Source organism: Nocardioides marinisabuli (assembly GCF_013466785.1).
GTDB classification, from domain to species: domain Bacteria; phylum Actinomycetota; class Actinomycetes; order Propionibacteriales; family Nocardioidaceae; genus Nocardioides; species Nocardioides marinisabuli.
The window spans coordinates 1,714,290-1,740,367 of sequence record NZ_CP059163.1 but is presented as its reverse complement, the minus strand read 5'-3'; the positions used below and the strand labels follow the sequence as shown (position 1 = coordinate 1,740,367).

Below are 26,078 nucleotides of genomic sequence, written 5' to 3'. Positions count from 1 at the left end.
ACGTGTACGGCCCACCCTCTCAGGGGCGGGCCGTACACGATGCTCAGCGGAAGCGGCGCGCCTCGGTGGCTTGGGAGCCAGAGGTCCAGCCGCCGTCGATTGCGATCTCAGCGCCGTTGATGAAGCCCGCGGCGTCGGACACGAGGAACGCGACCAGCTCGGCCGCCTCCCACGCCTCGCCGGCCCGCTTCATCGGCGTCATTTCGATCTTGGCGGCGCGCATCGCGGCTGAGGCGAAGTCGGTCATCGCCGTCAGGACGTATCCGGGGTGGATGCTGTTGACCCGGATCCCCCATGGACCGAACTCCTGCGACGCCATCTTGGTCAGCCCGCGCACGCCCCACTTGCTGGCGGTGTACGCCGGGTCGGGGTTCTGGTCGAGGCCCGCGGCCGACGACACGTTGACGATGGCGCCACCGCCTGCATCGCGGATGACCGGAGCGAAGGTCTTGATGCCCAGGAACGAACCCTTGAGGTTGACCCCGATGGTGCGCTGCCACCCTGCGCGGGTCACCGAGAGGATCGTCTCCTCACCGAACACGCCAGCGTTGTTGACCAGCACGTGCACTGCGTCGAAACGCTCTAGGGCGAGGTCTCGCCAGGTCGCCCAGCTGGCAGAGTCGCGGACGTCGCCGGGCGCGAACACGGCGGAGCCACCGGCCGCCACGGCCTCGTCGGCCACGGCCCTGCCTGCTGCCTCGTCGAGGTCGGTGACGAGCACCGAGGCGCCGCGCGCCGTGAGGGTCTGCACGTGGGCAGCCCCCATGCCGTGGCCACCGCCGGTCACCACCGCTACCTTCCCGGCGAGGTCGGTGCGGGAACGGATCAGCTCGTGGGTGTCAGACATCAGCAGCCTCCTTGATGGCATCCATGACGAGCGCCTGACCGCGGTGTGCGCCGCCGGCGATGAAACCGCCGTCGATCGCGACCTCGGCACCGGTCGTGAACGACGACACCTCGTCGATCGCGAGGTGGACTACGGTGTGGGCGATCTCCTCGGGACGTCCGGCGCGGGGGTCCGGGTTCACCCGCACGTAGTTGTCGATGACTTCGGTCGTGGTGTGGGCCAGCATCGGCGTGATGATCGTGCCGGGGTGCACCGAGTTGACCCTGATGCCGAGCGAGGCGAGCTCGAGCGCCCCGGTCTTGGTGACGCCGCGCAGTCCCCACTTGCTCGAGGTGTAGCCGGCGGCGTCGTAACCGGTGAGCCCGGCGACCGAAGAGATGTTGACGATCGACCCGCCGCCCGTACGGCCCATCAACGGTGCGCACGCCTGCATGCCAGCCACCGGACCCCACAGGTTGATCAAAAGCACTCTGTCGAAAGCGTCCTCAGGCTGCTCCATCACACCCCGACGGTCAGAGACGCCTGCGTTGTTGACCAGTACGTCGAGACGCCCAAAGTCGGCCTCGATCTGGGCGACCACCTCGGCCCAGCGCACCTCGTCAACCACGTCCAGCTCGATGAACACGACCCGATGGCCCGCTCCGACCAGCTCGGCGGCCAGCTTCTCACCCTGCTCGACGAGGACGTCGGCGATCACGACGGTCGCGCCCTCGTCGGCGAAGAGCCTCACCTCGGCTTCGCCCTGCCCACCGGATGCACCGGTCACCAGCACCACTTTGTCGCTCAGACGTCCCACATCCGTACCTCCTGATCGGTTGTTCTGTGATCGGTCAGCGGAACCGGCGGGCCTCGAACGCCTGGGCTCCCGAGGTCCAGCCCCCGTCGATCGCGATCTCGGAACCCGTGATGAATCCGGCAGCGTCCGACGCGAGGAACGCGACCAGCTCGGCGGCGTCCTGCGGTTGCCCGGGCCGCGAGATCGGCAGCATGGAGAGCATCGCCCCCGTCAGCTCCTCCGACGCAAAGTCGTTCATCGGCGTGTCGATGTAGCCCGGGTGAATGCTGTTGACCCGAATGCCCCAAGGCCCGAGCTCCTGCGCTGCGGTCTTGGTCAGTCCCCGAACGCCCCACTTGCTCGCGGTGTACGCCGGGTCGGGATGTTGGTCGAGACCGGCCGCCGACGACACGTTGATGATCGACCCGCCGCCAGCCTCGCGCATGACCGGGGCGAGCACCTTCATGCCGAGCCAGGTGCCTTTGAGATTGACGTCGATGACACGGTCCCAGCCGGCCTTCGTCGTCTGGGAGATGCGGGTGTGGCTGACCACCCCGGCGTTGTTCACCAGGATCGACAACTCGCCGCCGAGCTTGAGCGCACGGTCCCGCACGTCCTCCCACTGCTCGAGGTCGGCGACGTCGGCGACATGCGCGACCGCCGCTGCCCCGATGTCAGCGACCAGCATGTCAAGTGCATCCCTGTCGAGGTCGACCGCCAGCACTCGAGCACCGCGATCCGTCATCGTCCGAACGTGCTCGCCCCCCATGCCCTTGGCCGCGCCGGTGACTACCGCGACCTTGCCCTCGAGTGACAACCGATCAAAGCTCACGACTTCTCCACCTTCGCTGCAAGCACGGCCAGCTCGAGCGCCCGATTCAACGCCCCACCGATGAAACCGCCGTCGACCGTGATCTCAGCACCCGTCGTGAAGGTCGACTCGTCGGACCCGAGGTGCAGGACGGTCCAGGCGATCTCCTCCGGCACACCCGTGCGCCGGTTCGGGTTGATCCGCACGTAGTTCTGGACGACCTCGTCGGGCACCACTGCGATCATGGGCGTGACTATCGTCCCGGGGTGCACCGAGTTGACCCGGATGTTGTCATCGGCATACTCGAGCGCCGCGGTCTTGGTGACGCCCCGCAAGCCCCACTTGCTGGCCGTGTACGCCGCGTGGTCGTAGCCGGTCATGCCGGCGACCGACGAGATGTTGATGATCGATCCGCCGCCGCTCTTCGCCATCAGAGGCGCACAGGTGCGCATGCCGACGACGGGGCCCCAAAGGTTGATGCCCAGCAAGCGGTCCCAGCCGCGCAGTCCCTGGTCGACGATGCCGCGACCGTCGCCGACGCCGGCGTTGTTGACCAGCACGTCGAGCCGTCCATGCTCGGCCTCGATCTGCGCGACGACCTCGATCCAACGGTCTTCGTCGGTCACGTCGAGCTCGACGAACTCGGCCTTCAGGCCGACCTCGACCAGCTCGTCGGCGAGCGCCTGTCCCAGCTCGACCTGGACGTCAGCGATCATGACCGTCGCGCCCTCGGCAGCGAAAAGGCGCGCCTCGCACGCACCCTGGCCCCCGGACGCACCGGTGACCAGGACCACTCTGCCCACGAACCGGCGGCCGAGCGGTTCGGCCTGGACCGTCACGAGACCATGTAGGTGCCGCCGTCGATCGACAGCACCTGTCCAGTCATGTAACCCGCATCGTCTGAGAGCAGGAAGGAGAACGTCGCCGACATCTCGTCGGCCTCCGCGAAACGTCCGAGGGCGATGCGCGAGAGGTACGTCTTGGCGAACTTCTCGTTGGTCATGATCGTGCGGGTCATCTCGGTCGACGCCGACGGGGCGACCGCGTTGACTCGGATGTTGTACCGGCCCAGCTCCTTGGCCGCGGACTTGGTCATCGCGATGATCGCGCCCTTGGCGGAGGCGTAGTTGATCTGGCCGACCGTCCCGCCGAGGCCCGCCGACGACGTCACGTTGATGATGGCGCCGCCGGATTCGCTGCGGACCATGCGGCGGGCGGCCTCGCGCACTCCGAGGAAGCTCCCGCGGGCGTGCACCGCCAGCACGGAGTCGAACGCATCGACCTCCATCTTCAGCAGCATCGACGGCGAGGTGTTCCCGGCATTGTTGATCCAGCCCGACAGGGCACCGAGCTCGGTTTCGGCCACCTCGCCGATCCGCTCCACGTCCGCCTCGCAGGACACGTCCGCCCCGACACCGATCACGCGATGGCCCCTGTCCGTGAGGTCGGCGGCGATCGCAGTGGCCGAGGTCTCATCGATGTCCGCCACGCACACTGACCAGCCCTCGGAAGCGAGGCGGCGGACCACCATGGCTCCGATGCCGTCGCCACCACCGGTGACGACCACGACCCTGGAGTGACTCATACCTGGTGCTCCTTCGGGTGGGATGGGCGGATCACACCGGCCGCCCGAAGTACAGGGCGGTCAGCTCGGGGTCGTTCATGACGTCTTCGGGCGTGCCCTCGGTCAGGAGTCGACCGCGGTCGAGGAACATCACCCAGGAGGCGACTTCCCTCACGACCTGCATGCTGTGCTCGACGATGCAGATGGAGGTGCTTCCGTCGGCGACGATCTGCTGGAGCAGATCCGACAGCTGTGCGCGGGCACCCTGGTCGAGGCCGGACATCGGCTCGTCGAGCAGGTAGCAGCTGGCGCCGGTGGCCAGCAGGCGACCCATCATCAGCATCTTCTGCTCGGCGTAGGACAGGTCCCGCGCCAGGCTGTGACGCTTGTCGTACAGTCCCAGGCTGAGCAGCATCCGCTCGGCCCGTCTCTCGTCGGCCTCGTCGCGACCACGGAAAGCTGCCGGCACGAACTGCGCGACGATCGTCTCGTTCTTGATGGTGGTGACCGCGACGTGGATGTTCTCCTGCACGGTCATGCCCTCGAAGAGTCGAACTTCCTGGAACGAGCGCACCACGCCCAGCTGGGCCCGCTGCTCGATGCTGAGTCCGGAGATGTCCCTGTCGCCGTAGAAGGTTCGGCCCTCATCGGCCTTCAGCGCACCGCTCAACAGGTTGAAGACGGTGGTCTTGCCAGCACCGTTCGGCCCCACCAGCGCGGTGATCTTGCCAGGGTGGATGGCCACGGTCACGTCATCGACGGCCTTGAGGCCACCGAAGGCGATGCCGAGGCCCTCCGAGCGCAGAATCTTGGTCGCGGGCGCCTGGCCGCCTACGTTGAACAGCTCGAGCGGAAGAGTCCCACCGCTCTCGCTGGTCGCGGCCTGCGACGACGCCGACAGCGTGTCCTTGCCGTCCTTTGCACGTCGCGCGGCGTTGCGCTCGGACTCGAGGGTCGGGTCGCGTCCCAGCAGGCCGCGTGGGCGGTAGATCAGGAGCAGGAGCACGGCCGTGGTGTAGATGATGCCGTTGATGGGACCCGCCACCGAGTCCGGGATGTTCGCGAAGCTGAGCGCTTCGGGCAGGGCCAGGACCACCACCGCACCGACGAAGGGCCCCCAGAAGGCCGCGAGACCCCCGATGATCGTGATCGACAGGACCTCGACCGAGCGGTCGAGAGTGAACTCGGCCGGACTGATGTAGAGGGTGTGGGTCGTGTAGAGGCCACCAGCGATGCCGGCGATCGCCGAGCTGAAGGCGAACACGGTGACCTTTGTCCACAGGGCTCGCTTGCCGAGTGATCGAGCCGCCGGAACATCCTCGCGCAGCGCCTTCAGGAGCCGGCCATAGGGCGAGTGCACCACACGCCAGCAGATCGCCACGATCACGGCACAGAAGACCCACGCCAAGATCGCCACCTTGAGGTTGGTGTCGAACTGGTAGCCGAACAGTGTCGGGCGGGGGATTGCCGCAATGCCGGCCGATCGTCCCGTGAACTGCAGGTTGTTGAACAGCTCGACGAGCGCGACCTGCACGGCGATCGTGACGATGAACAAGAACTCGTCCGACAGCCTGCCGGCGGCATAACCGACCGTCAGACTCATCACCCCCGCCAGGACAGCGCCCACCAGGACTGCTGGGAGGAACTCGAGCTGGTAGTCCTTGATCAAGATCGCCGTGGCATAGGCGCCGATGCCGAAGAAGCCGGCGTGGGAGACCGACAGCAGGCCTCCGTAGCCCAGGAGCAGGTTGAACGAGACACCGAGGATGATGAAGATCGGCAGCAGCCCCATCAGGCTGGTCAGGTAGTACGTCATGTCAGCTCTCCGCTCAACGAGGTCAGTGAACCGACGTCGGCTTGGTCGGATCGGCCGGTTCGGCTGATTCATCCACCGAGGCAGGCACGGGTGAGGACGTGGACTTGCGTGGCTTGCGCCTGGTCCCGACGATTCCGGTCGGGCGCAGCAGCACGAACGCGAAGGCCACGATGAACAGGATGAACTCGCCCCACTCGGTGGGCAGCCAGTACAGGGGGACGGTCTCGGTCAGGCCGACGAGGATGCCTCCGAGGAGGGCACCGCTCATGCGACCCATGCCGCCGATGGTCAGCGCGATGACGGCCTTCAGCAGCAAGTCGAAACCCATGCTGGGGTGGATCGGTGCCTTGAGCGCCAGCAGCACCGCGGCCGGCACGACCAGGACCGATCCGAGGATCATCGAGCGCAGGTAGACACGGTCGAGGTTGATCGCGAGGGCTTGAGCCCGCTCAGGGTTGTCACCCACCGCGCGGAACTCCAGACCGGCGTGGGTCTTGGTCAAGAACACGTGCATCAGCGCGAAGAGGAGAACGCTCATGGTCAGCACGCTGACGTCGTAGACATCGACACGGACGTACCCGATGTTGGTCTGCCAGTGGAACCACTCCGGGACGAGCGTGGACACGACCGCCCCGCCCCAGATGAACTCGATGAGGTACGCGGCGAACGCGACCAGGAGGAGTGAGGCGACGAGCACGACCATCGGGTCGGCGTCGCGGCGTGCCAGCGGGTTGTAGATCATGTACTGCATCGCGACGGCGATCAGGACGGCGAACGCGACGGCGCCGAGGAAGGCGACCGCGACGGGCAGCTCGTAGGTCGTGCCCAGGGTGTAGAAGATGTAGGCCGACAGGCCGAATGTGGCGCCCTGGGCCACGTGGAAGACCTTGTTGACCGACAGGATCAGGCTCAGGCCGTAGGCGAAGAGTCCGTACAGCAGTCCCATGACCAGTCCGGTCTTGATGAGGGTGAAGAGCAGGTCCACTTTGCGGCCTTCCTTGGTGGAGTCGGCGCATCTGCCCTCCACCGCGGTGGAGGGCAGATGCCCCAGGGAGTCAGTCCGCCGAGACCGCGTCGACGGTGGTGTCGTCGAGCGGGTCGGCCTGGTAGTCGTCGATCTGCTGGATCAGCGTCGGACCCGTGTACGTCAGCTGGTTCGTCAGGTCCACGTCACCGAGGATCGGAGCGGTGAGTGCCTCGTCATCCAGCACAGCGAGCACGTTCTCGCCGGTGACCGGCGCCCCTTGCTCACGCAGGATCTTGATGGCCTCGGCATAGATGAACGGCACGGCGTAGAAGTAGCTGTTGTAGGACTGGTTAGCCAGGACCCGCTCCGGTTCGACGGCCTGCATGCGATCGAGCAGCCCGCGGACTGCGTCCATGTCCTCAGGGATGTGCGACATGTAGATGAGGCCGTTCATGGCTTCTTGACCCGCATCACGAATGACGCGGCTCTCGCCGAACCCCGCGTAGCTGCCCAGGGGGATCTGCAGGTTGGCCTCGCGGGCCGCCTGCATGGTGGCTGCTCCCTCGACCAGCAGTGTCTGGATGTAGACGAAGTCGGCACCGGACTCCTGGATCTTGGCGATCTGGGTGGTGGCGTCGGTGGCGTCCTGGCGGATCGACTCCTCGGCGACGATGGACCCGCCGCGCTCCTCGACCGCTTCCGTGAACGCGTCGGCTGTTCCCTGGCCGCTCTCGTTGTCGACGTAGATGATGGCGAAGTCCTCGTAGCCCTTCTCCTCCATAAGGTACTGCGAGAAGTTCGACAGCTGGGCGTCGTTCATCGGCAGCGCGTTGACCAGGTGAGGGGTGCCGATCAGGCTGGGGCTCTGGGCTCCGGCATTGAACATGGCGAAGCCGAGGTCCTGGGCGACCGAGGCTCCCGAGGCCACGACCGCACTCCATGCGGTCAGCACCGCGGGCGCCTCGTCGACTGCGCCGAGCCGGTTCATGGCGTTCACGCCGCCCTCGGCCGTCGCCTGGCTGTCCTGGGTCACCATCTCGAGCTGGATGCCATCGCTGGCGAACTGCTCGTTGGCGTCGTCGATGCCGAGCTGCACCGCGATGCGGTACTCCTCACCGTAAGACGCTGCGGGGCCGGTGAACGGCAACGCCAGTCCGAGCTTGTAGGTCGCGTCCGCTGTCACCGCCGCTCCGGTAGCGTCCTGGACGCCCGTCGACCCGGAGGAACCGGCGTCCGAGGAGGTCGTGCAGGCCGCCGCCAGCGAGAGGGCCGCCACGGCGACCACGGTCTGTGTCGCTCGAATCAATCGCATTGCTGTTTCCTTGTCTCTTGAGGTGCTGACAACGAGATGGGCGCGGCGTCAGATCAGAACAGTCCCCAGATGTCGGGATCGTCCAGAAGAGTCGCCGCGGGGCCTTCCCGCACGATCTCCCCGAGTCTCAGCACGTAGGCGCGGTCGGAGACCCGGAGCGCCTCGTGGATGTTCTGCTCGACGATCAGCACGCCGATCTCGAGCTCGCGGTGCACAGCCTGGATCTGATCGAGCATGGTCTGGACGAGCACGGGCGCGAGCCCCGTCGAAGGCTCATCGAGCAGCAGGAAACGAGGGCTCGCCATGAGAGCGGTGCCGATGGCGACCATCTGCTGCTGTCCACCGCTGAGGGTGCCGGCTTCCTCGTGCAGACGGCGGGCCAGCGCCGGGAAGAGATCGAGGACGAAGTCCTGCGTGACCGTCGGCCGGTCGGTCACCCTTCTAGCGACCCCGGCGCCGAGCTGGAGATTCTCACCGATCGTCAGCGTGGGAAAGATTCCGCGACCCTGCGGGACGAGCGCGATGCCGTCTTGTGCCACTCGCGCGGAACCGTGGCCGATCTGGCTCTCACCACGGAACCGGATGTCGCCCTTGGCGACGCCGATCGCCCCGGCGATAGCGCGCAGCAAGGTCGACTTGCCGGCGCCGTTGTGGCCGAGCAGGCTGATGATCTCACCCTCACGGACATCCAGCGACACGTCTCGAAGCACCGTGTGGGCTCCATACCCGGCATCGACGGACTGGACCTCCAGCACCACGTTCGACGACGGGCCGTCGGGAGTACTCGCCAGGCTGGTTCCGGCTTCGGTCATGCGGGCCAGCTCCTCTGCTGATTGAGGTCAGTGTTAGACAGGTCACGTCTCGGCTCTAAGTAGTATCATACTTAGCATGATTAGCCGGGTAGTCGAATCAAATTTTCTCGGCGCCAGACCGGTCAGTCCGACCACGAGAAGTCGGCCCGATCGGGGGCTCGCACCCAGGAGTGGTAGAGATTCGCCTCCCAGGGCATCTGCAGCCCGGAGCGCCCGTGCTCGTTCACGAAGTAGCTGCCCTGACCCTCCGACTCCCAGAGCAGGGCGGCGGTTGCCCGGTCCATCCGGGCGTTGTAGTCGTCGAAGACGTCGCGGCGCACCTCGACGGACCGGGCACCGGTCTCGACCTGCTCGACGACCAGATCGAGGATGTACCTCGACCAGACATCGACCCACTGCGGGAAGCCGCCGAAGCGGGGGGTGGCGTTCGGGCCGTACAGCGAGTAAAAGTTCGGAAATCCCGGCATCGTCAGCCCCAGGTAGGCTCGCGCGCCGTCGCCGCTCCATGCCTCGTCGAGGGTCAGCCCGTCGCGTCCGCGGTAGGTGGCGGGATGGAAGTAGCGCGAGACGTGGAACCCCGTCGCCAGGATCAGGACGTCCAGCGGGACGACCTCTCCCCCGACGAGCCGAACACCCTCCGGCACGATCTCCTCGATCGATGAGACCTCGAGCGACACGTTGGAGCGCAGCAGGGCGTCGAACCACCCGTTGTCGATCACCAGGCGACGCGCGAGCGGGGCGTAGTCGGGGATCGAGTGGTCACGCAGGTGCGGCACGTGGCCGACCTTGGACTCGACATAGTCGACCAGCGCCTCCCGCAGGCGGTCGTTGCGCTCGTTGATCAGACCGCCGGCGGCCTGCCAGTCCTTGTCGATGATCTGCGCCATCTGGGTCTGCGCCGTGCCGAAGAACTGCACGAACCCTGCCCAGTTCCAGTAGTACGGCATGGCGTCGATCAGCCACTGCAGCTCGGGGGTGATCTTGGCGCCCAGCAATGGCGAGTTGATGATCCACTGCGGTGTGCGCTGGAAGGCGGTGACGTGCGCCGCGCTCTGCGCCAGCCGCGGCATCAACTGGGTTCCGGTCGAGCCGTTGCCGATGACGCCGACCCGCAGGCCGGTCCACTCCAGCTGGGTGTCCCAGTCGGCTGTGTGCAGGACACGTCCCGCGAAGGTCTCCATCCCGGGGATGTCGGGCCAGCGAGGTGTGCTGAACACCCCGCTCGCACTGACCAGCACCTGGCCTCGGTGCCGGACCGTGGCGCCGTGGGCATCCACCGCCTCGACCTCCCAGGCCGCATCCTGCTCGTTCCACGCTGCGTCGACCACCTCCTGACCAAGCACCACGTGCTCTGCGATCCCGTACTTGTCCACGAGGTGCTCCAGATACCGCTTGACGTCCCTGCCTCGGGGGAAGAACTCCGGCCACGGGTAGCGCTTCTCGAACTTGAACTGGTACAGGAAGCAGTTGGTGTCCACACGCACGTCGGGGTACCGGTTGCGGTGCCAGGTCCCCGTGATGTCGTCCAGCCGCTCGATGATGGTGAAGGGGATGCCGAGACGCTGCAGCTTGATACCCATCGCGATGCCGCTGACCCCGGCACCGACGACGATCACCCGAAAGTCCTGCAGCGCCTCGGCCGGACGCTCCCCCGTCCATGTCGTCTCCCGGGGGAAGTCCTCGAAGGCCAGCTCCTCGCGGGCCATCGCGAGCATCGTCTCGTCGATCTCCTCGCCGCTGAGGACCCGGACCAGGTCGCGGATCTCCTCATCCGCGAGCTCCGCCGGAGCCGGACCACGCCGGGCCGGGTCGGACAGGAACTCGACGGCCTTGCGCTGGACGAGCTGTTCGCCCTCGGGTGCCAGCGCCTGCAGGAAGAACGCACCTCCGCGCACAGGGGCGAGCGTGATGTCGAGATCGACCAACGACTGGTCGCTGGTCGCCTGCAGCAGCGCGACCCGCAGTGCGTTGGGGTCGGCCTGCTGGACCGCTGCCCGGATGAACTCGAGCGAGACGTCGCCCGCGTCGATCGCCGTGTCCTGCGCCGCCGTCATCGGATCGCCACCGCGTTGCAGGGTGACCCGACGCCGCCGGGCAGGTCCAGCGGCACCGACACCAGCATCGACTCGAATCGACCGTCAGACCGACATCGCTCGGCCAGTGCGTCGAGCCACCACAGCTCACCTATCGGCACCCCGAGCCTGTTCAGCAGGTGCGGATGCAGCACGAACCCGTCGGGTGGCAACGCCTCCACCGAGATGTTGTCGCTCGCGACTGCGCTGACTCCCCAGTCCCAGAGGAACTCCAGCATCTCGGCCGTCGGCTCGAGTCCCGGCGAGGTGGGATCGGACTTCACCGCGAGCCGGGTTGCGTCGTCGGCCCCCTGGTACCCGGCGGTCCAGCCGGTCCGCAGCAGCAGGACGTCGCCCGGCCGGCGCTCGATGTCGTCGGCCGCCATCATCGCGACCAGGTCGTCGACGCTCACGGTATCCCGCGCGCGCCAGCCCAGAGGACGGCCCCAGACGGCGCGGTGGTGTGCCGCGTCGACCAGGACTCCCCGGCCCACGATGCCTCGCCGGCTCCAGGTCTCGATACCCAGGTCCTCGACCTCGCGCCGGTTGTACCAGCCGAGCTCGGGGTCGCGGATGTGCGTGAAAGCGTCCCACTGGCTCGAGCCCTGCGGGTGGAAGTTGTGCAGGACGTCGTCGCGGTTGCCCAACGCGGTGCGCACGATGATGTGCTCGAGGGGGGCGCGCCCGTACAGCGGCGGGTCCGGCCAGCTCAGCGGTGCACTGAGGCTGAACCGCTCGCCCGTGCGAACGAGGGCGGCTGCATCGACCACCCTTTCGTCGGTGAGACGGTTGAGGGAACCGAGGACATCGTCGTCCCCGAACACGCCGGCGGCGTCCCCGTCAGGCAGGTCGCGGTAGCATGGGATGCTGCGTCGTCCGTCGGACATGGTGTGCTCCTCGGGTGGGTGCGGTAGGGCGGCGGGGATGATCAGTAGGTCGCACGGCCGCCGCTGAAGTCGAAGACGGCGCCCGTGGAGAACCCCAGCCGGGGACTGGCCAGGAAGCGCACGAGCTCGGCTAGCTCGGCGCGTGTCCCGGATCGACCCATCGGGATCTTGGCGAGGACCGCTTCGTGGAACTCTGCGGGCACGGCTTTGTTCATCGGGCTCTCGACGACACCCGGGGCGACGGCGTTGACCAGCACGCCGGTCCCGGCGACCTCCTTGCCGACGACCTTGGTCAGCCCGATCAGACCGGCCTTGGCCGAGGAGTAGCTGACGGTGTTCGCGTTCCCCTCCTTGCCCGCCATGCTCGAGAGGTTCACGACGCGTCCGTAGCCGGCGGCCAGCATCGACGGCAGGAATGCCCGACACATCAGGAACGGCCCGGTCAGCATGATGTCGAGATCGCGATGCCATCGATCGATGCCTGTCTCCCAGACCGGCGCCGTCGTGCCGCCGACACCGGCGTTGTTGACCAGCACCTGGATCGTGCCCAGCTCCGCGGCCAGCGCTTCGACCGCCTCTGCATCGGTGACGTCGAGGACCGTTGGGCGGACCTCGCCGACCCCGGGCTGGTCGAGCAGGTGTGAGAACATCGCTGCGCCGCGCTCGAGGGTGTCGGGCGCGACGTCGGCGGCGACCACGGTCGCCCCGTCCCTCGCCAGCGCCTCGCTGATGGCCGCACCGATGCCGCCGACGCCGCCCGTCACGACGGCGATGTGACCGTCCAGGGCCGGTCCGGTCACCAGTGGCGCGTATCCCGTGCTGGTCATAGGTGGCCGTCCGTTCCAGGTCGTGAGGGTTTGCGCCGGTAACATGGCAAGGAATGAGGGAGCGCTCCCCGCACCGACGCGGAGTACGCGCGCGCCCCTGTCGGCGAAGGAGCATGGGGTGGCGAGGTCCAGCCGACTGCCGAAGGCCTGCGACCTCGTCGTCACCGATGTCCGAGGCCGCATCCTGTCCGAGCGACTTCCGGTCGGGAGCCGGCTCGCCTCGGAGTCCGAGCTCATGGAGCAGCACGGGCTCGGCCGCGTCACCGTCCGTGAGGGCCTGCGCCTGCTGGAGCGCGACGGCCTGATCGAGATCCGTCGGGGCGCCGCCGGCGGGATCTTCGTGCGCGAGGTCGGCATCGGCCAGATCAGCGAGACGATGGCCCTGCTGTTCAGCAGCCGGGACACGACCCTGCGGGAGTTCGCGGACTTCCGGCTCGACATCGAGCCCACCGTGGCCCGCCTCGCAGCGACCCACGCCTCCGACGACCAGCGCGCCGCACTGACCGACATCGCCGGGCTCGGTGGCGACGGCCGTCACGTCGCCAGCTTCCACGAGCTCGTCGCCGACGCGTCCGGCAACGGCGTGCACGCCATCGTCCTGGCCGCGCTGAGCTCGACGCTGGAGAGCCAGGTGCGGTACGACCGCGTGACGGCCGGGACGGCGGCGCGCAATGTGCGCGAGCACGAGGAGATCGCCGCCGCCGTCGCCGCAGGCGATCCCGACGCCGCCGAGTCCGCCATGCGCCGACACCTTGAGGCGTACCGGGACTTCGTCGCACAGCTGCGGCTGCTCGACGACCCGATCATCCCGCGCGTGCATCCGTGACCTCCGTCATCCGATGTAGCCGCCCCCGTTGACGTCGAACGTCGCCCCGGTGATGAAGCCGGCGTCATCCGAGGCGAGGAAGTCGACCATCGCGGCGATGTCGGCGCCGGTGCCCAGGCGGCCGACCGGGATCTCGTCGAGGAACATCTGGTTCACCTCGGCCGAGACTTCCGCCGCCATGGATGTCGCGATGCGGCCGGGCGTGACGGCGTTGACCGTGATGCCCTCCGGACCTAGCTCGAGCGCCAGGGTGCGGGTCAGGCCGAGGAGCGCCGCCTTCGAGGTGCCGTAGTGCACCCCGGCCACGCGGGCACCGGCCTTGGCCGATCCTGACGACATCATCACGATCCGACCCCAGCCCTGCTCGCGCATGTCGCCGACCGTCGCCTGGAACCCGAGGAAGGCCCCCGTGAGGTTGACGCGCAGGACCTCGTCCCAGTCGGCGCGCGCCACCTGGTCGCTGGGCACACGGTGTCCGTCGACCTTGGGCGAGATCGCAGCGTTGTTGACCAGCACGCTCACCGCACCGGCCGCGGCGTGAGCCAGCTGCACGGCCTCGTCCCACACCGCAGGCTCGCCGACGTCCCCGACCACCGTTAGCAGGTCGGTTGGCGCGAACCGCTGGGCCAGCTCGGCGAGCAACGGCTCGTCGACGTCGATGCCCACGACGACGTGGCCCGTCGAGATCAGGCGCTCGACGATCGCCGCGCCGATGCCGCGCCCAGCGCCGGTCACCAGCGCGACTCGCCGCCTCGACGACCGCTCGTCGGATGTCATGCGTCCTCCTGGTCGATGGGGATCATGAGGGCGTCGACGCCGATCGGCGTGCCGTCGGCGAGGAAGCGCAAGGGGTTGACCTCGATCGAGGCCGTGCGGTCCTCGAGCGAGCAGGCGACCTGCGAGAAGGCGGCCACCGTCTCGGCGAGAGCCGGCATGTCCACAGCGACCTGGCCGCGTGCGCCGCGCAGCAGCGCGGCTCCGCGCAACCCGTTGACCATCTCGCGGGCCTCGGCGGGGGTGACGGGACCGGGCCGGGCGCGGACGTCGCCGATCAGCTCGGCGTGGATTCCGCCGAGGCCGACCATCGTGACCGAGCCGAACACAGGATCGACGTGCGCACCCAGCAACAGTTCCACGCTGGGCGAGGCCATCGGCTGCACCAGCACGCGTCCATCGGCGAGTCCCAGGCTGGCGGATATCTCGAGGACGTCGACGACGTTGGAGGCGATCTCGACGTCCGAGGTCAGGCCGGCCCGCACCCCACCCACGTCAGACTTGTGGTGCACCTGTGTGGAGAGCAGCTTGATGACCACCGGGCGCGACATCGATCCAGCCGCTGCGACGGCCTCCTGCGGCGTCGTCACGACGCATCCACGCAGCATGGGCAGGCCCGCCCCAGCCAGCACGCCGGCCGCGACGTGCTCGTCCCACGGGCCGGGGCCAGGAAGATCGATGTCGATCCCGAGCCGGTCCTGCCGGGGAGCAGCAACGGCGCGCGTCGCAGACTGCCGGCACAGCGCACCCACGGCCCGCATGGTCCGCCGAGGGTCGGAGAAGGTGGGGACGCCGCCGGCGTGCAGCAGCCGCGGCGCCAGTCCGGAACCGCCCACCCACGTCACGACGACCGGCTTGGTCGAGGTCGCCGCGACATCGAGGACGACCGAGCAGATCCGCTCCTCCTCGCCGTCGAGGTTCCCCAGCACCAGCACCACGACGTCGGTGCCCGGGTGGGTCAGGGCCACCGTCATGGCATGGCGCAGCGCCGTGTCATCGATCGCGATGACTCCCGTCGCGTCGATCGGGTTGGCCGTCGAGGCGAAGGCGGGAAGTCCTGCTGCCATCGTGGCTTGCCACGGTTCGTCCCACTCCTCCACCGCCAGACCGACCACGTCGGCCTCGTCCGTCATGAGGGCCCCCGCCCCACCGGACAGGGTGATGATCGAGACGCGCGAGCCCGCCGCCCGAGGGGCCAGTGCGAAGACGCGCCCGAAGTCGAGCAGCTCCTCGACCGAGGCGGCCCGATGAACGCCGTACCGGTCGAAGACCCCCTGGTAGACGACGTCGGCACCGGCCAGGGAACCGGTGTGCGAGGACGCCGCCGCGGCGCCGCGCTCGGAGCTGCCCACTTTGAGCAGGCAGATCGGCAGGTCGCGGCGCCGGGCGGCGGCCAAGGCGTCCTCGAACGCGCGACCATCACGGATGCCCTCGACATACCCGAGCACGACGCGTGTCGACGCGTCCTCGACCAGCTCGCCGAGGACCTCGGGCAGGGTCACGTCCATCTCGTTGCCCGTGCTGACGAACAGCCCGAGACCAAGTTGCTCTCCCTGGGCAAGGTTGAGGATGAAGGCCCCCATCGCACCGCTCTGGGAGACGAAGGCGATCCCGTCGTCGCGCAGGTCGAACCGGTCCTGCTCGAGCCCCGACATGAACGATGCTGCGAGCGAGGGTGCGGCGACGACACCGACGCAGTTCGGACCGACCACCCGCACCCCGTGGGCCCGCGCGACCCGCAGCAGGCTCGCCTGCCGCTCGGCACCGTCCGGCACCTCGGCGTAACCGGCGGCGAAGACGATCGCCACGCCCACGCCAGCGCGACCGCAAGCGACGATCGCGTCCTCGACGTCGGCGGCGGGCACCACCACCACGGCGAGGTCGGGCGGATGGGGGACGTCGTCGAGCGAGGCATAGGACCGAAGCCCCTGGACCTCGGCGCGGCGCGGGTTGATCGGGTAGACGTCACCGTCGAAGCCGTAGCGACGCAGGTAGCGCTGCGGCCGACCCGACGGCTTGGCCGGGTCGTCGGAGGCCCCGATGATCGCGACCCGGCGGGCGGTACGCAGCATCGCGACGACCTTGTGGTCGACGGAGGCGAGCAGGGACGGCTCAACGGCCATGGGGCATCTCCTCAGAGAGCGAGTCGAGCAGGGCGCGGCCGGCGGCGACGCGGTGGGCGCCGGCCGATCCGAACCATGTCTCGAGCGAACGGGCGCGGTGCAGGAAGAGGTGCAGGTCGTGCTCCCAGGTGAACCCGATGCCGCCGTGCAGCTGGAGGGCCGCGGCGCCAGCGACTCTGGCGGCCTCGCTCGCCGATCCCTTGGCCAGTCGGGCCGCCTGGGCGAGCTCGTCCGGGCGGCGACCCGCAGCGTAGGCGGCGAACCAGGCCAAGCCGCGAGCCGCCTCGACCGCCACAATCGCATCGGCGAGACGGTGTTTGAGAGCCTGGAACTCGGCGATCGGTCGACCGAACTGCTCCCGCGCCAGGGCATGGTCCCGTGCCATCTCAACCATCCGGTGAGCCAGGCCCACCAGCACGAGTGCACTGGTCCATGCAGCGGTGGTACGCACCTGCTCGGCCGGCACCCCGAGGGCGAGCCCGTCGACCGTCGCGCCGATCCATCTCGCGAGGTCCAGGCCGGGGTCGGTCGAGGCGACGGGTGACCACTCGACGTCCCCGGCGGTGAAGAGGTCGACACCATCGGGCGCCAGCCGCAGGGTGGCCTGGGTCGACGCCCCGTGCGGGGCCAGCCCCGAGTCCCCCACGACGGAGAACCGACTCCGGCCGTCGGCCACCGACGGGAGCCAGGCCGCCGCGACGTCGTCCCGAGACATGCGCAGGGCCATCGTCGCTGTGACTGTCTCGACCACCGGGAGGGGCAGGGCGTGCCGGCCGACCTCCTCGAGGGACAGGGCGAGGTCGATCGGCTCGCCGCCGACGCCGCCGTGAGGCTCCGGGACGGCGATCGCCAGGACGCCCAGCTCGGCCAGCAGGGCCCACATCCGATCGCGCTCGACCGTGTCGCTCCAGACGCGTCGCACTGCCCCGGGTCCCGCGTGGGTGTCCAAGGCGGTCCGGACGACCTGCCCGAACTCGCGGTGGTCGGCTCGCAGGTCACCCCGCACGACGGGTTCCCTTCGGCATGGCGAGCACACGCTCGGCGATCACGTCCCGCTGGATCTCGTTGGTACCGGCGAAGATGTGCGCGGCCCGCGAGAGCCAGTACCGGTAGGAAAGACCTGCCGTGCCCTCGTCGTCGGAATCGGCGAGCACACCGTCCTCCCCGAGCAGGTCGAAGGCAAGGTCGAAGATCCTCGTCTGCATCTCCGACCACCAGAGCTTGCCCATCATCGACTGGGCACCCAGCGGTCGGCCCTCGGTCATCTCGGTCAACGTCCGCAGCGACATGCGCCGATAGGCCTCGACCTCCTCGGCCAGGCGCCCGAGGCGCTCCAAAAGCCGAGGATCGTCGCGACGGTCCGCCGGCACCATCGCCGCCACGTCCCTCAGCGCCCGGTCGAAGTGGTCCGGGGTGTTGAGCCCGCTGCCCCGCTCGTGCCGCAAGGCGGTCATCGCCACCTGCCACCCCGCACCGATCGGTCCGACAATCCCCTCACGCGGCACCTGCACGTCGGTGAGGAAGACCTCGGAGAAGTCGACGCCCCCGTGGATCTGACGGATCGGTCGCACCTCGACCCCGGGGCTGTCCATCGCGATCATCACCAGCGTCAGCCCATCGTGCCGCCGGCCGTCCGGATCGGTGCGCACCAGGGCGAACATCCAGGCGGCATGCCGCGAGTGCGAGGTCCACACCTTCTGGCCGTTGACGACGACTCCCTCGGGCGTCAGCTCTCCTCGTGTCCGCAACGCGGCGAGGTCACTGCCGGCGTCCGGTTCGCTGAACCCCTGGCACCACAGGTCCTCACAGGTCAGGATGGACCGCAGCCACCGCTTCTGCTGCGCCGGCGTACCCCACTCCATCAGCGTCGGCCCGCACAGGCCGAGACCGATCCGGTTCAGCCGCCCGGGTGCGCCCGCGCGGACGTACTCGCCGTAGAAGACCGCCGTTCCGATCGGGTCGAGGCCGCCGCCCCCGTGCTCGACGGGCCAGCTCACCGCGGCGAACCCGGCGTCGAACAGCTGACGCTCCCAGTCTCGGTGCTGCTCCAGCCCGCGGGGCGTGTCGGGCGAGGCGAGTCGTTCGGCGGGGACGTGCTCTTCCAGCCAGGCACGCACGGCGTCCCGGAGAGCGCACTCGGCCTCGGTGAGGTCCAGGTCCATACGACCTCCCAAGTCGATGCATTCGTGGTTAATAATGACTATAATAGCCCTATTAAGGGGGTCGCATGCCAGTAGTTCTCACAGAACGCCACGACTCGGTGCTCCATATCCGGTTGAACCGCCCGGAGGTCCGCAACGCGATCAACCGCGCGATGGCCGACGAGGTCGCTCGTGCGATCGTCGGCCTGGAACACGACGACCGGCTCCGCGCGGCGGTGATCGACGGCGCGGAGGGGGCCTTCAGCTCCGGCATGGACTTCGCCGCTTTCCTCGCCGGTGAACGACCGAACAGCAACGAGCGCGGACTGCTCGGCTTTGGAAGGGTCACGCCGGCCAAGCCCCTCATCGCTGCAGTGGAGGGCTTCGCCGTCGGCGCGGGCTTCGAGGCGGTGCTGGCTTGCGATCTCGTCGTGGCCGCCGAGAGCACGTTCGTCGCGCTGCCCGAGACTCCTCGCGGCATGATTGCTGGCGGGGGCGGCCTGATCCGTCTCAGCCACAGGCTGCCGGCCGCGATCGCGGCCGAGCTCGTCCTGACGGGTCGCCGCATGACCGCTCACGAGGCAGCGACCTGGGGACTGGTCAACCACGTCACCCCCGACGGCGCGGCGCTCGGCACGGCGCTCCAGCTGGCAGCCACGGTCGCATCAGCGCCGCCTGTCGCGTGCTCCGCCGCGCGCGAGGTGCTCCGCAACTCGCGCCACCTCGACACCACGACCGCCTACCAGCGCCAGCTCCCCTTGCTCGAACGGGTTCTCGCTTCCGGCGAGGCCCACCGTGGCGCACGTGCCTTCCTCGACCGCGACAGCCCCACACCGACAGGAGCAGCTGAGTCATGACCGAGACCTACGAGACGTTGACCGTCGACGCCCGCGGAGCCGTGACGGTGGTGACCCTGGACCGCCCGCCGGTCAACGCGGTCAACCGCACCATGCAGCTCGAGCTGGCCGCAGCTTTCGAGTCCTTCGCCGACGACCGCACCGTGCACGCCGTGGTGCTCACGGGATCAGGCCGAAAGGCTTTCTGCGCCGGCATCGACCTGACAGAGGTCAGCAGCGGCTCCGAGGATCAGCGACCCGTCCCACTCACCCTCGACGCGGGGCACGAGTGGCGGCGAGCCCAGCATGCGGTCCACCACTGCGCCGTCCCCGTCGTCGCGGCGGTCGAGGGTTACGTCATCGGCGCCGGCTTCGGCCTCGCCGGGGTGTGTGACCTCATCGTCGCCGCCGAGGACGCACGCTTCGCCCTGACCGAGATCAACGTGGGACTCCTGGGCGGTGCCAGCAAGGCCATCCGGATGCTCGGCCCCTACCGCGCCCGGCGAATGCTGTTCGGCGGCGAGCTCGAGTCGGCTCATGAGCTGCACCGGCTCGGCGCCGTCGAAGAGGTCGTCGCCTCGGGAACCGCCGCCGAGCGAGCTGTCGAGATCGCCCAGGTCTTCGCCTCCAAGAGCCCGCTGGCCCTGCGACTGGCAAAGGAGTCGATCCTGCGCATCGAAGGTGGGCAGATGGAGGCGCAGTACCGCACGGAGCAGGACTACACCGCCCGGATGCGCGCCCTGCACGACTCGACCGAGGCGATGCGAGCCTTCGCAGAGAAGCGCGAGCCGCACTGGACGTGGAGCTAGCGACGACCCGAGCACCGACGACGTCGGCAGGCGCCAGCCACGACTCGTCAGGTCCGCTCGACCAGGCCCGTCTTGTTCACGCCGGCCTCTGGGATCACTCCGGGCGGAACCATCTCCAGGCGTGGGCGGAAGGCCAGCACCTGGGTGATGCGCCGTTCCAGCTCACTCTCGACAGCAACGACCTCATCGACGGAGAGACCTGCGCGGTGCTCCACCCGGACACGTAGCCGTTGCTCGGTCGAGTGACCGTCGAAGTCGGCGACGATCCGCAGGTTGCCGGTCAGCCGAGGCTGGAACGTCACTGCGACCTCGCGCACAGCCGAGGGCCACACGTTGATGCCGCGGACGATCATCATGTCGTCGGTCCGACCCACGCAGCGCACCCGAGGACCGGTTCGGCCACACGGGCACGACGTCGAGAGCACCTCGAGGTGGTCACGGGTGCGGAACCGCACCAGCGGGGAGGCGAGCCGGTCGAGAGCCGTCAGCACGAGCTCGCCGCTCGCGCCTGTCTCGAAGTCGATGCCCTCCTCCGTCCTGGGGTCGATCAGCTCGATGTGCACCAGTCCCTGGCCCACGAAGTGCATGCCGTCGCGCTCGAGGCACTCGGCGAAGACGATCGGGACGACATCAGAGTTGCCCAGCGTCTCGCAGCTTGTAGCGTTCCAGACCTGCTCGATCTGCGAACGGATCGCCGGGACACCCCCACCGGGCTCGCCGCCGACCACGAGCCGCTCGACGCCGAGCGAGGATGCGGGACGGCCCAGGACCTCGTCGGCGATGTGACCCGCGTGCAGCGCGAAGTTCGGACCAGTGCAGAACACCTTCGGGCGCAGGGAGGCGGCTACGGTCAGGAGGCGCTCGGCACCCGCCTCGCCGCCGATCGGGATGACGACGCAACCGAGCTGCTGCAGCACCCGAACGGCCGGGACACCGCCAGCGAACCCCTTGCTCATGCCCCAGCCGTGCAGCACGAGGTCGCCCGGCCGGACGCCGGCGGCGTAGAAGCCGCGGGCACCCGCGGTGCCCCACACCACCAGGTCGTGCTCGGTCAGTCCGAAGTAGGACGGAGTGCCGGACGTGCCCGACGTGGCCTGGATCTGCGCCAGGTCAGTGACCGGGACGGCGAGGTGCGAGCCCAGGGGCGGGCGCTCGGACAAGCTCCGGCGCAGCTCCTCCTTCTCGGTGAAAGGAACCTTGCGCAGGTCAGCCACCGTCGAGATCGACGCAGGGTCGACACCGGCCGCGGCCAGCTTGTGGCGGTAGAACGCGGAACCCGCGACGACGTGGCTGAGCTGCTTGCGCAGCAGCACCGACTCGTGCGCAGCCAATCGGTCGAGGCCCCACGTCTCGATCTCGTCCAGCACGTCCACCACGGTCAGCCCTCATTCCTCAGCGGTGAGAATCGGAGCACCGGGAGGTCCCCGGTCTCCTGTCGCTCGAAGACGGCGTGCACCTGGAGATCCGGAGCGAGGTCCTCCGCCGAGCAGTCGATGATGTTCCCCTGGACCGTGACGCCCTCCTCGAGCATCACGTGGGCAAGCACGAACGGCGTGTGCGAGCCCCACGGCTCCGCGGCGCGGCGGACGACCGAGAAGCTGTAGACCGTTCCCCGGCCTGAGGCGACGGGCCACTCGATCTCTGTGCCGCCACAGCGGGGGCAGAAGCCGCGCGGGTACCAGAAGTGGCGCTCACAGCTCAGACAGCGGGGCACCACCAGCTCGCCGCGTTCGGCGGCGTCCCAATAGGGACGCGTGGCCGGATCGACGAGGGGCCGGGGGGTCGGGAGGCCGGCGGGGTAGAACTCGTTCACGAGAAGCGCTCCAGGACGATCGTCGAGCTGTAGTGGTTGTTGGTGAGGCGGAAACCGGTGCCAGAGGCGACGGCCCACTCCAGGTCAGGCACCTGGACCGCGGGGTGGGCCTCGCCACGCAGCTGTCGGACTGCTTCGATGACCTTGGTCATCCCGCCACGGTTCCCCGGGTGGTTGTTGGACAACCCGCCACCGTCGGTGTTGACCGCGAGCCGGCCGGAACCACTGACGAGTCCCCCCTCCTCGACGAAGGCTCCACCCTCACCCCGACCGCACAGACCGAGGTCCTCCAGAGCCATGAGCACGGTGATGGTGAAGGAGTCGTAGAGCGAGGCGTAGCGGATCCGGTCCACCGAGATGCCGGCCTCCGCGAACGCGAGCTCTCCGGAGCGACGGATGGCACTGTAGGTGAGGTCGACCTCGCCGGCGACCGAGGACTTGTGGCTCTCGCCGTGGCCCCGCAGCGTCGCGCCGGCGCGGCCCAGCTCTCGGGCGACGTCGGGATGGACGAGCACGAGAGCTCCACCTCCGTCGGTCACGACGCAACAGTCGAGCTTGTGCAGGGGGTCTGCGATCCTCGACGACGCGAGGACGTCGTCGACCGTCACCTCGTCCTGCAGGAAGGCGTTCGGGTTGTGGACCGCGTGCTGCGAGGACGCGACCTTGACCCAGGCCAGCTGCTCGCGCGTGGTGCCGAACTCGTGCATGTGGCGGCGCGCGAGCACCGCGTAATCGGCGACCGGCCCGTAGCCGCCGCCGTAACCGTTGATCTGGAAGGCCGCGGCGGGGGCCGGGATGTCCGGCGGCGAGACCACTTGGCGCTGTGCGGGCAGGCCCGCGAGCGAGATGACCGCAACGCGACACTTGCCGGCCGCAATGGCAGCTGCTGCGTGACCGACGTAGGCCACGTAGGTCGCGCCGCCCATCTCGGAGGACTCGGAGTAGGTGCACTGCAGGCCGAGGTACTGCATCAGGTCGATGACGCCCAGCCCGGGGGCGGTCGAGTCGGTGAAGAAGCCGTCGACGTCACCGAGGCTCAGGCCCGCGTCGTCCAGCGCTCCCACCACGACGTCGCGATGCACGCCCGCGAGTGTGTGTCCGGGGAGTCTTCGGCCGGGGTGCTCGTACGCGCCGACGATCACCGCCGCTCCGTTGAGCTGGTCCACCACTCGTCCACCTCTCGTCACTCGGAATATTTCTCATTACTATATTCATAGTTGTTCCCGCTGCACCACTACCAGGAGGATCCATGGACCGCTTCACTCATCGCGTCGCACTCATCACGGGTGGGGCCAGCGGCATCGGTGCCGCCACGGCTCAACGGATCCTCGGTGAGGGTGGTTCGGTCGTCATCGCTGACGTCCAGGACGACGCCGGGCGAGAACGCGTTGCGTCCTGGGGCGACCGCGCGCGCTACATCCACCTCGACGTGACGAGCGAAGACGAATGGGCCCGCGCGGTAACGGGGACTCTCGCCGCCTTCGGGCGACTCGACATCCTGGTCAACAACGCCGGTGGCGGTCACTACGAGTCGATTGAGGAGACGTCGCTCGAGACCTGGGACCAGGTCATCGCGCTCAGCCAGACCAGCGTCTTCCTCGGCACCAAGGCCGCCAGCGCCGCCCTGCACGCCAGCGGAAACGGATCGGTAGTCAACATCAGCTCTGTCTACGGACTGGTCGGCGGCACGGGCAGCAGCCCGGCCTACCACGCGGCCAAGGGCGCGATCCGGTTGCTGAGCAAGAATACAGCCATCGCCTGGTGGCCAGCCGGCGTCAGGGTGAACTCGGTACATCCGGGCTTCATCGACACACCACTGCTGAAAGATCACCGCGATCGCATCGCCGCAGACACCCCGTCGGGGAGACTCGGCACCGCCGAGGAGGTGGCCAACGTGATCGCGTTCCTCGCCAGCGACGAGGCGTCGTTCGTGACCGGGGCCGAGTACGTCGTCGATGGCGGACACACGGCGAGCTGACCCCGCCGCACCCCGGACGTCGTTGGTCCGGGGCCGCGGCCCCACTCACCGGATGACCGGTCAGCGGACGAGGTCCACCAGGGGCGCGAGCTCATCGAGCCGCGTCTCGAGGCCCGCTCGTTCGAACGGGTCGATGTTGATCACGAGCCGCTCCACACCAAGACTCGCGTAGTGCTCGACGAGGCTCGCCTCGGCTCGACTGTCGAAGGCGTGGAGCCGGATCGAGGCGGAGTCGCGACCGACCTCCTCGAACGCCCTCTGCAGGTTCGGCAGTCCCTCCATGATGGTGCGGGGACCGATCGGCGCCCAGCCGTCAGCGTACTCCGCGATGTGCTCGAAGAGCTTGGGACCAGCGAGGCCACCGACGACGACCGGCGGACCGCCCGGCTGGGCGGGCTTGGGCCACATGTAGGACGGCGAGAAGCTGACGTGCTCGCCTTCGAAGGAAGCAAGCTCCTCGGTCCACAACCGGCGAACCGCGAGCATCTTCTCGCGCGTCACGCCTCGACGCTTCTTGTACGGGACACCGTGGTCCTCGATCTCGTCCTGGTTCCACCCGAAACCGATCCCGAAGATCAGCCGGCCGTCGGACACGTGGTCCAGGCTGGCAACCTGCTTGGCCAGGTAGATCGGGTCGTGCTGCGGCACGACGGTGATGCCCGTGCCGATCGTCAGGGTCGGAGCAGCAACGGCTGCCGCGGCCAGGCCGACGAACATGTCGTAGGTGCGGTAGTACTCCGGCGGCAGGTCGCCGCCACGAGGATAGGGCGTCTTGCGAGTTGCCGGGATGTGGCTGTGCTCGGGCAGGAACATCGCCTCGAAGCCACGGTCCGCGATCATGCGGGCCAAGGGAGCGGGTGCCACCGTCTGGTCGGTGGAGAACATCATGATGCCGATGTGCATGGGAGCCTCGCGAACGTCGTCGACTAATGTAGTATCATAATTACTATATTTAGCCTGTACTGGCTACTTCTTCACCAGAGAGGCGAGGTCAGATGCTGGAACCCGAGGTGATCGCCCGCGAGGAGATCCGCAACCTGTTGATCGAGTACGTCCAGTGCGCTGACGGGGGACGCACTGAGCGCATGCTCGAGCTGTTCGCGCCCGACGCGCTCATGGAGGCGACCGGCGACCCCGGATGCACCGGTCGGGACGAGATCCGGGCCTACTTCGAGCGCGCAGGTCGAAGCATCCGCAAGCACATGACCAGCCCGTCGCTGCGCCACCACCTGTCGAGCATCAACATCGACCTGCGCAGCCCGACCGAGGCCCGCACGACCGCCTACTTCTTGGCGATCACGGACTCCGGGCCCGACCACTGGGGCCGGTACCGCGACACGCTTCGCCACGACGGAACGACGTGGCTGATCCATCACCGACTCCTCCAGCTGGAGGGACGCGCACCCGGCGGCTGGCTCGACAGGCACGAGGCTGCCCGTGGAACGGTGGACCCGTCATGACCGACCTCGACCGCTGGCTGGGGTCCGACCGCCACCCAGCCTTACTCGTCTCGGAGTGCCAGAACGGACTGATCAACCCCGAGCACGCGACCACGATGGCCGGACTCGCACAGCAGGCTGAGGAGCGCAACATCGTCGGAAAGATCGCGGCGCTGGCCGACGCATTCCGCGCAGCCGACCTGCCGGTCGCCCATGCGACGATCGAGCCCGCCGAAGGGTACGAGGGTTTCGACGTCGCCTCCCCGCTGGCTGCCGTCACCGTCAAGCGCGGCGAGTTCCGGGCCGGCACCCCGCTACCCGACATCCATCCCGGCCTCACCCCGCAGGCAGGTGACCTGCGCTTCCCCCGCCGCACTGCCATGACGTCGTTCTTCCGCAGCGGCCTGGGCGCCGCTCTGCGCGAGCGCGGCGTCGACACCGTGGTGCTGGTCGGCATCTCGGTGAACATCGCCATCCCAGGCACGGCGGTCGAGGCAGTCAACCGCGGCCTACCGGTCGTCATCCCCGAGGACGCGACAGCCGCCACGACGGCCGAGGTGCAGGAGGTCACGTTCCGCACCATCCTCCCAGCACTGGCGACGATCACGACGTCGCAGGACGTCATCGAGGCCATTGCCCGAAGGTAGGG

Annotated in this window: 26 protein-coding genes; 6 read left to right on the top strand and 20 right to left on the bottom strand. The window is 68.5% G+C overall.

The genetic code is table 11. The features are described from left to right. Positions 1-43: 43 nt before the first annotated feature. The 12 genes from H0S66_RS08405 to H0S66_RS08350 form a co-directional block, all read right to left on the bottom strand. Complete coding sequence (locus H0S66_RS08405) at positions 44-751, bottom strand: SDR family NAD(P)-dependent oxidoreductase (protein ID WP_179614989.1); 708 nt, start codon at positions 749-751, stop codon at positions 44-46. 88 nt (positions 752-839) lie between these two features. Beyond that, positions 840-1,643: an SDR family NAD(P)-dependent oxidoreductase gene (locus H0S66_RS08400; RefSeq protein WP_179614988.1), complete on the bottom strand. Its 804-nt coding sequence runs from the start codon at positions 1,641-1,643 to the stop codon at positions 840-842. 34 nt (positions 1,644-1,677) lie between these two features. Then, positions 1,678-2,454, bottom strand: a complete 777-nt coding sequence (locus H0S66_RS08395; protein WP_218876260.1) for an SDR family NAD(P)-dependent oxidoreductase — start codon at positions 2,452-2,454, stop codon at positions 1,678-1,680. Next, a complete protein-coding gene (locus H0S66_RS08390) occupies positions 2,451-3,272 on the bottom strand; it encodes an SDR family NAD(P)-dependent oxidoreductase (protein WP_218876259.1) in 822 nt (273 codons plus the stop codon). Before H0S66_RS08390 ends, H0S66_RS08395 begins: the two co-directional genes overlap by 4 nt. Beyond that, positions 3,269-4,000 (bottom strand): SDR family NAD(P)-dependent oxidoreductase, encoded by a 732-nt coding sequence (locus tag H0S66_RS08385; protein WP_180923866.1) that lies wholly within the window; start codon positions 3,998-4,000, stop codon positions 3,269-3,271. Before H0S66_RS08385 ends, H0S66_RS08390 begins: the two co-directional genes overlap by 4 nt. A 49-nt stretch (positions 4,001-4,049) precedes the next feature. Next, a complete protein-coding gene (locus H0S66_RS08380; RefSeq protein WP_179614986.1) occupies positions 4,050-5,813 on the bottom strand; it encodes a branched-chain amino acid ABC transporter ATP-binding protein/permease in 1,764 nt (587 codons plus the stop codon). Positions 5,814-5,835: 22 nt separating this feature from the next. Continuing rightward, positions 5,836-6,798 (bottom strand): branched-chain amino acid ABC transporter permease, encoded by a 963-nt coding sequence (locus H0S66_RS08375; RefSeq protein WP_179614985.1) that lies wholly within the window; start codon positions 6,796-6,798, stop codon positions 5,836-5,838. A gap of 70 nt (positions 6,799-6,868) precedes the next feature. Beyond that, positions 6,869-8,056: an ABC transporter substrate-binding protein gene (locus H0S66_RS08370; RefSeq protein ID WP_179614984.1), complete on the bottom strand. Its 1,188-nt coding sequence runs from the start codon at positions 8,054-8,056 to the stop codon at positions 6,869-6,871. 89 nt (positions 8,057-8,145) lie between these two features. After that, entirely contained in the window at positions 8,146-8,904 is a 759-nt protein-coding gene (locus H0S66_RS08365; RefSeq protein WP_179614983.1) for an ABC transporter ATP-binding protein, read from the bottom strand. Positions 8,905-9,026: 122 nt separating this feature from the next. Next, positions 9,027-10,958, bottom strand: coding sequence for a flavin-containing monooxygenase (locus H0S66_RS08360; RefSeq protein ID WP_180923863.1), 1,932 nt, complete (start codon positions 10,956-10,958; stop codon positions 9,027-9,029). Next, complete coding sequence (locus H0S66_RS08355; RefSeq protein ID WP_179614981.1) at positions 10,955-11,863, bottom strand: cyclase family protein; 909 nt, start codon at positions 11,861-11,863, stop codon at positions 10,955-10,957. The genes H0S66_RS08360 and H0S66_RS08355 overlap by 4 nt, the downstream gene beginning before the upstream one ends. 41 nt (positions 11,864-11,904) lie before the next feature. Further along, on the bottom strand, positions 11,905-12,663 hold the full coding sequence (locus H0S66_RS08350; RefSeq protein WP_218876258.1) for an SDR family NAD(P)-dependent oxidoreductase: 759 nt from the start codon (positions 12,661-12,663) through the stop codon (positions 11,905-11,907). 145 nt (positions 12,664-12,808) lie between these two features. Here H0S66_RS08350 and H0S66_RS08345 point away from each other — a divergent pair, with 145 nt between their 5' ends. Then, positions 12,809-13,516: a FadR/GntR family transcriptional regulator gene (locus H0S66_RS08345; protein ID WP_179614980.1), complete on the top strand. Its 708-nt coding sequence runs from the start codon at positions 12,809-12,811 to the stop codon at positions 13,514-13,516. A gap of 6 nt (positions 13,517-13,522) precedes the next feature. On the opposite strand, the gene H0S66_RS08340 is transcribed toward H0S66_RS08345, so the two are convergent. The 4 genes from H0S66_RS08340 to H0S66_RS08325 are packed head-to-tail and all read right to left on the bottom strand — an operon-like array spanning position 13,523 to position 18,575. Further along, entirely contained in the window at positions 13,523-14,293 is a 771-nt protein-coding gene (locus H0S66_RS08340) for an SDR family NAD(P)-dependent oxidoreductase (RefSeq protein ID WP_179614979.1), read from the bottom strand. Beyond that, the gene (locus H0S66_RS08335) at positions 14,290-16,413 is read right to left on the bottom strand and encodes an acetate--CoA ligase family protein (protein WP_179614978.1); all 2,124 of its coding nucleotides are present in this window, start codon (positions 16,411-16,413) and stop codon (positions 14,290-14,292) included. The genes H0S66_RS08340 and H0S66_RS08335 overlap by 4 nt, the downstream gene beginning before the upstream one ends. Further along, entirely contained in the window at positions 16,403-17,419 is a 1,017-nt protein-coding gene (locus H0S66_RS08330; RefSeq protein ID WP_180923862.1) for an acyl-CoA dehydrogenase family protein, read from the bottom strand. The genes H0S66_RS08335 and H0S66_RS08330 overlap by 11 nt, the downstream gene beginning before the upstream one ends. After that, the gene (locus H0S66_RS08325; RefSeq protein WP_179614976.1) at positions 17,409-18,575 is read right to left on the bottom strand and encodes an acyl-CoA dehydrogenase family protein; all 1,167 of its coding nucleotides are present in this window, start codon (positions 18,573-18,575) and stop codon (positions 17,409-17,411) included. The genes H0S66_RS08330 and H0S66_RS08325 overlap by 11 nt, the downstream gene beginning before the upstream one ends. 65 nt (positions 18,576-18,640) lie before the next feature. Between H0S66_RS08325 and H0S66_RS08320 the strand changes: the two genes are divergently transcribed. Then, positions 18,641-19,411, top strand: a complete 771-nt coding sequence (locus H0S66_RS08320; protein ID WP_179614975.1) for a crotonase/enoyl-CoA hydratase family protein — start codon at positions 18,641-18,643, stop codon at positions 19,409-19,411. Next, positions 19,408-20,199 carry an enoyl-CoA hydratase-related protein gene (locus H0S66_RS08315; protein WP_179614974.1) on the top strand — a complete coding sequence of 264 codons (792 nt, stop codon included), beginning with the start codon at positions 19,408-19,410 and terminating at the stop codon, positions 20,197-20,199. The genes H0S66_RS08320 and H0S66_RS08315 overlap by 4 nt, the downstream gene beginning before the upstream one ends. 47 nt (positions 20,200-20,246) lie before the next feature. On the opposite strand, the gene H0S66_RS08310 is transcribed toward H0S66_RS08315, so the two are convergent. The 3 genes from H0S66_RS08310 to H0S66_RS08300 are packed head-to-tail and all read right to left on the bottom strand — an operon-like array spanning position 20,247 to position 23,178. After that, on the bottom strand, positions 20,247-21,566 hold the full coding sequence (locus H0S66_RS08310; protein ID WP_179614973.1) for a phenylacetate--CoA ligase family protein: 1,320 nt from the start codon (positions 21,564-21,566) through the stop codon (positions 20,247-20,249). An 11-nt stretch (positions 21,567-21,577) separates the two neighbouring features. Next, entirely contained in the window at positions 21,578-22,012 is a 435-nt protein-coding gene (locus H0S66_RS08305) for a Zn-ribbon domain-containing OB-fold protein (RefSeq protein WP_179614972.1), read from the bottom strand. Further along, positions 22,009-23,178: a thiolase domain-containing protein gene (locus tag H0S66_RS08300; RefSeq protein WP_218876257.1), complete on the bottom strand. Its 1,170-nt coding sequence runs from the start codon at positions 23,176-23,178 to the stop codon at positions 22,009-22,011. Before H0S66_RS08300 ends, H0S66_RS08305 begins: the two co-directional genes overlap by 4 nt. Positions 23,179-23,261: 83 nt before the next feature. Between H0S66_RS08300 and H0S66_RS08295 the strand changes: the two genes are divergently transcribed. Further along, positions 23,262-23,990: an SDR family NAD(P)-dependent oxidoreductase gene (locus H0S66_RS08295; protein ID WP_179614970.1), complete on the top strand. Its 729-nt coding sequence runs from the start codon at positions 23,262-23,264 to the stop codon at positions 23,988-23,990. A gap of 60 nt (positions 23,991-24,050) precedes the next feature. Here H0S66_RS08295 and H0S66_RS08290 read toward each other — a convergent pair whose 3' ends face one another. Further along, positions 24,051-24,893, bottom strand: coding sequence for a TIGR03619 family F420-dependent LLM class oxidoreductase (locus H0S66_RS08290; protein ID WP_179614969.1), 843 nt, complete (start codon positions 24,891-24,893; stop codon positions 24,051-24,053). 92 nt (positions 24,894-24,985) lie between these two features. Between H0S66_RS08290 and H0S66_RS08285 the strand changes: the two genes are divergently transcribed. Beyond that, positions 24,986-25,450: a nuclear transport factor 2 family protein gene (locus H0S66_RS08285; RefSeq protein ID WP_179614968.1), complete on the top strand. Its 465-nt coding sequence runs from the start codon at positions 24,986-24,988 to the stop codon at positions 25,448-25,450. Next, positions 25,447-26,076 carry a cysteine hydrolase family protein gene (locus H0S66_RS08280; protein WP_179614967.1) on the top strand — a complete coding sequence of 210 codons (630 nt, stop codon included), beginning with the start codon at positions 25,447-25,449 and terminating at the stop codon, positions 26,074-26,076. The genes H0S66_RS08285 and H0S66_RS08280 overlap by 4 nt, the downstream gene beginning before the upstream one ends. The last annotated feature ends 2 nt before the right edge of the window (positions 26,077-26,078 follow it).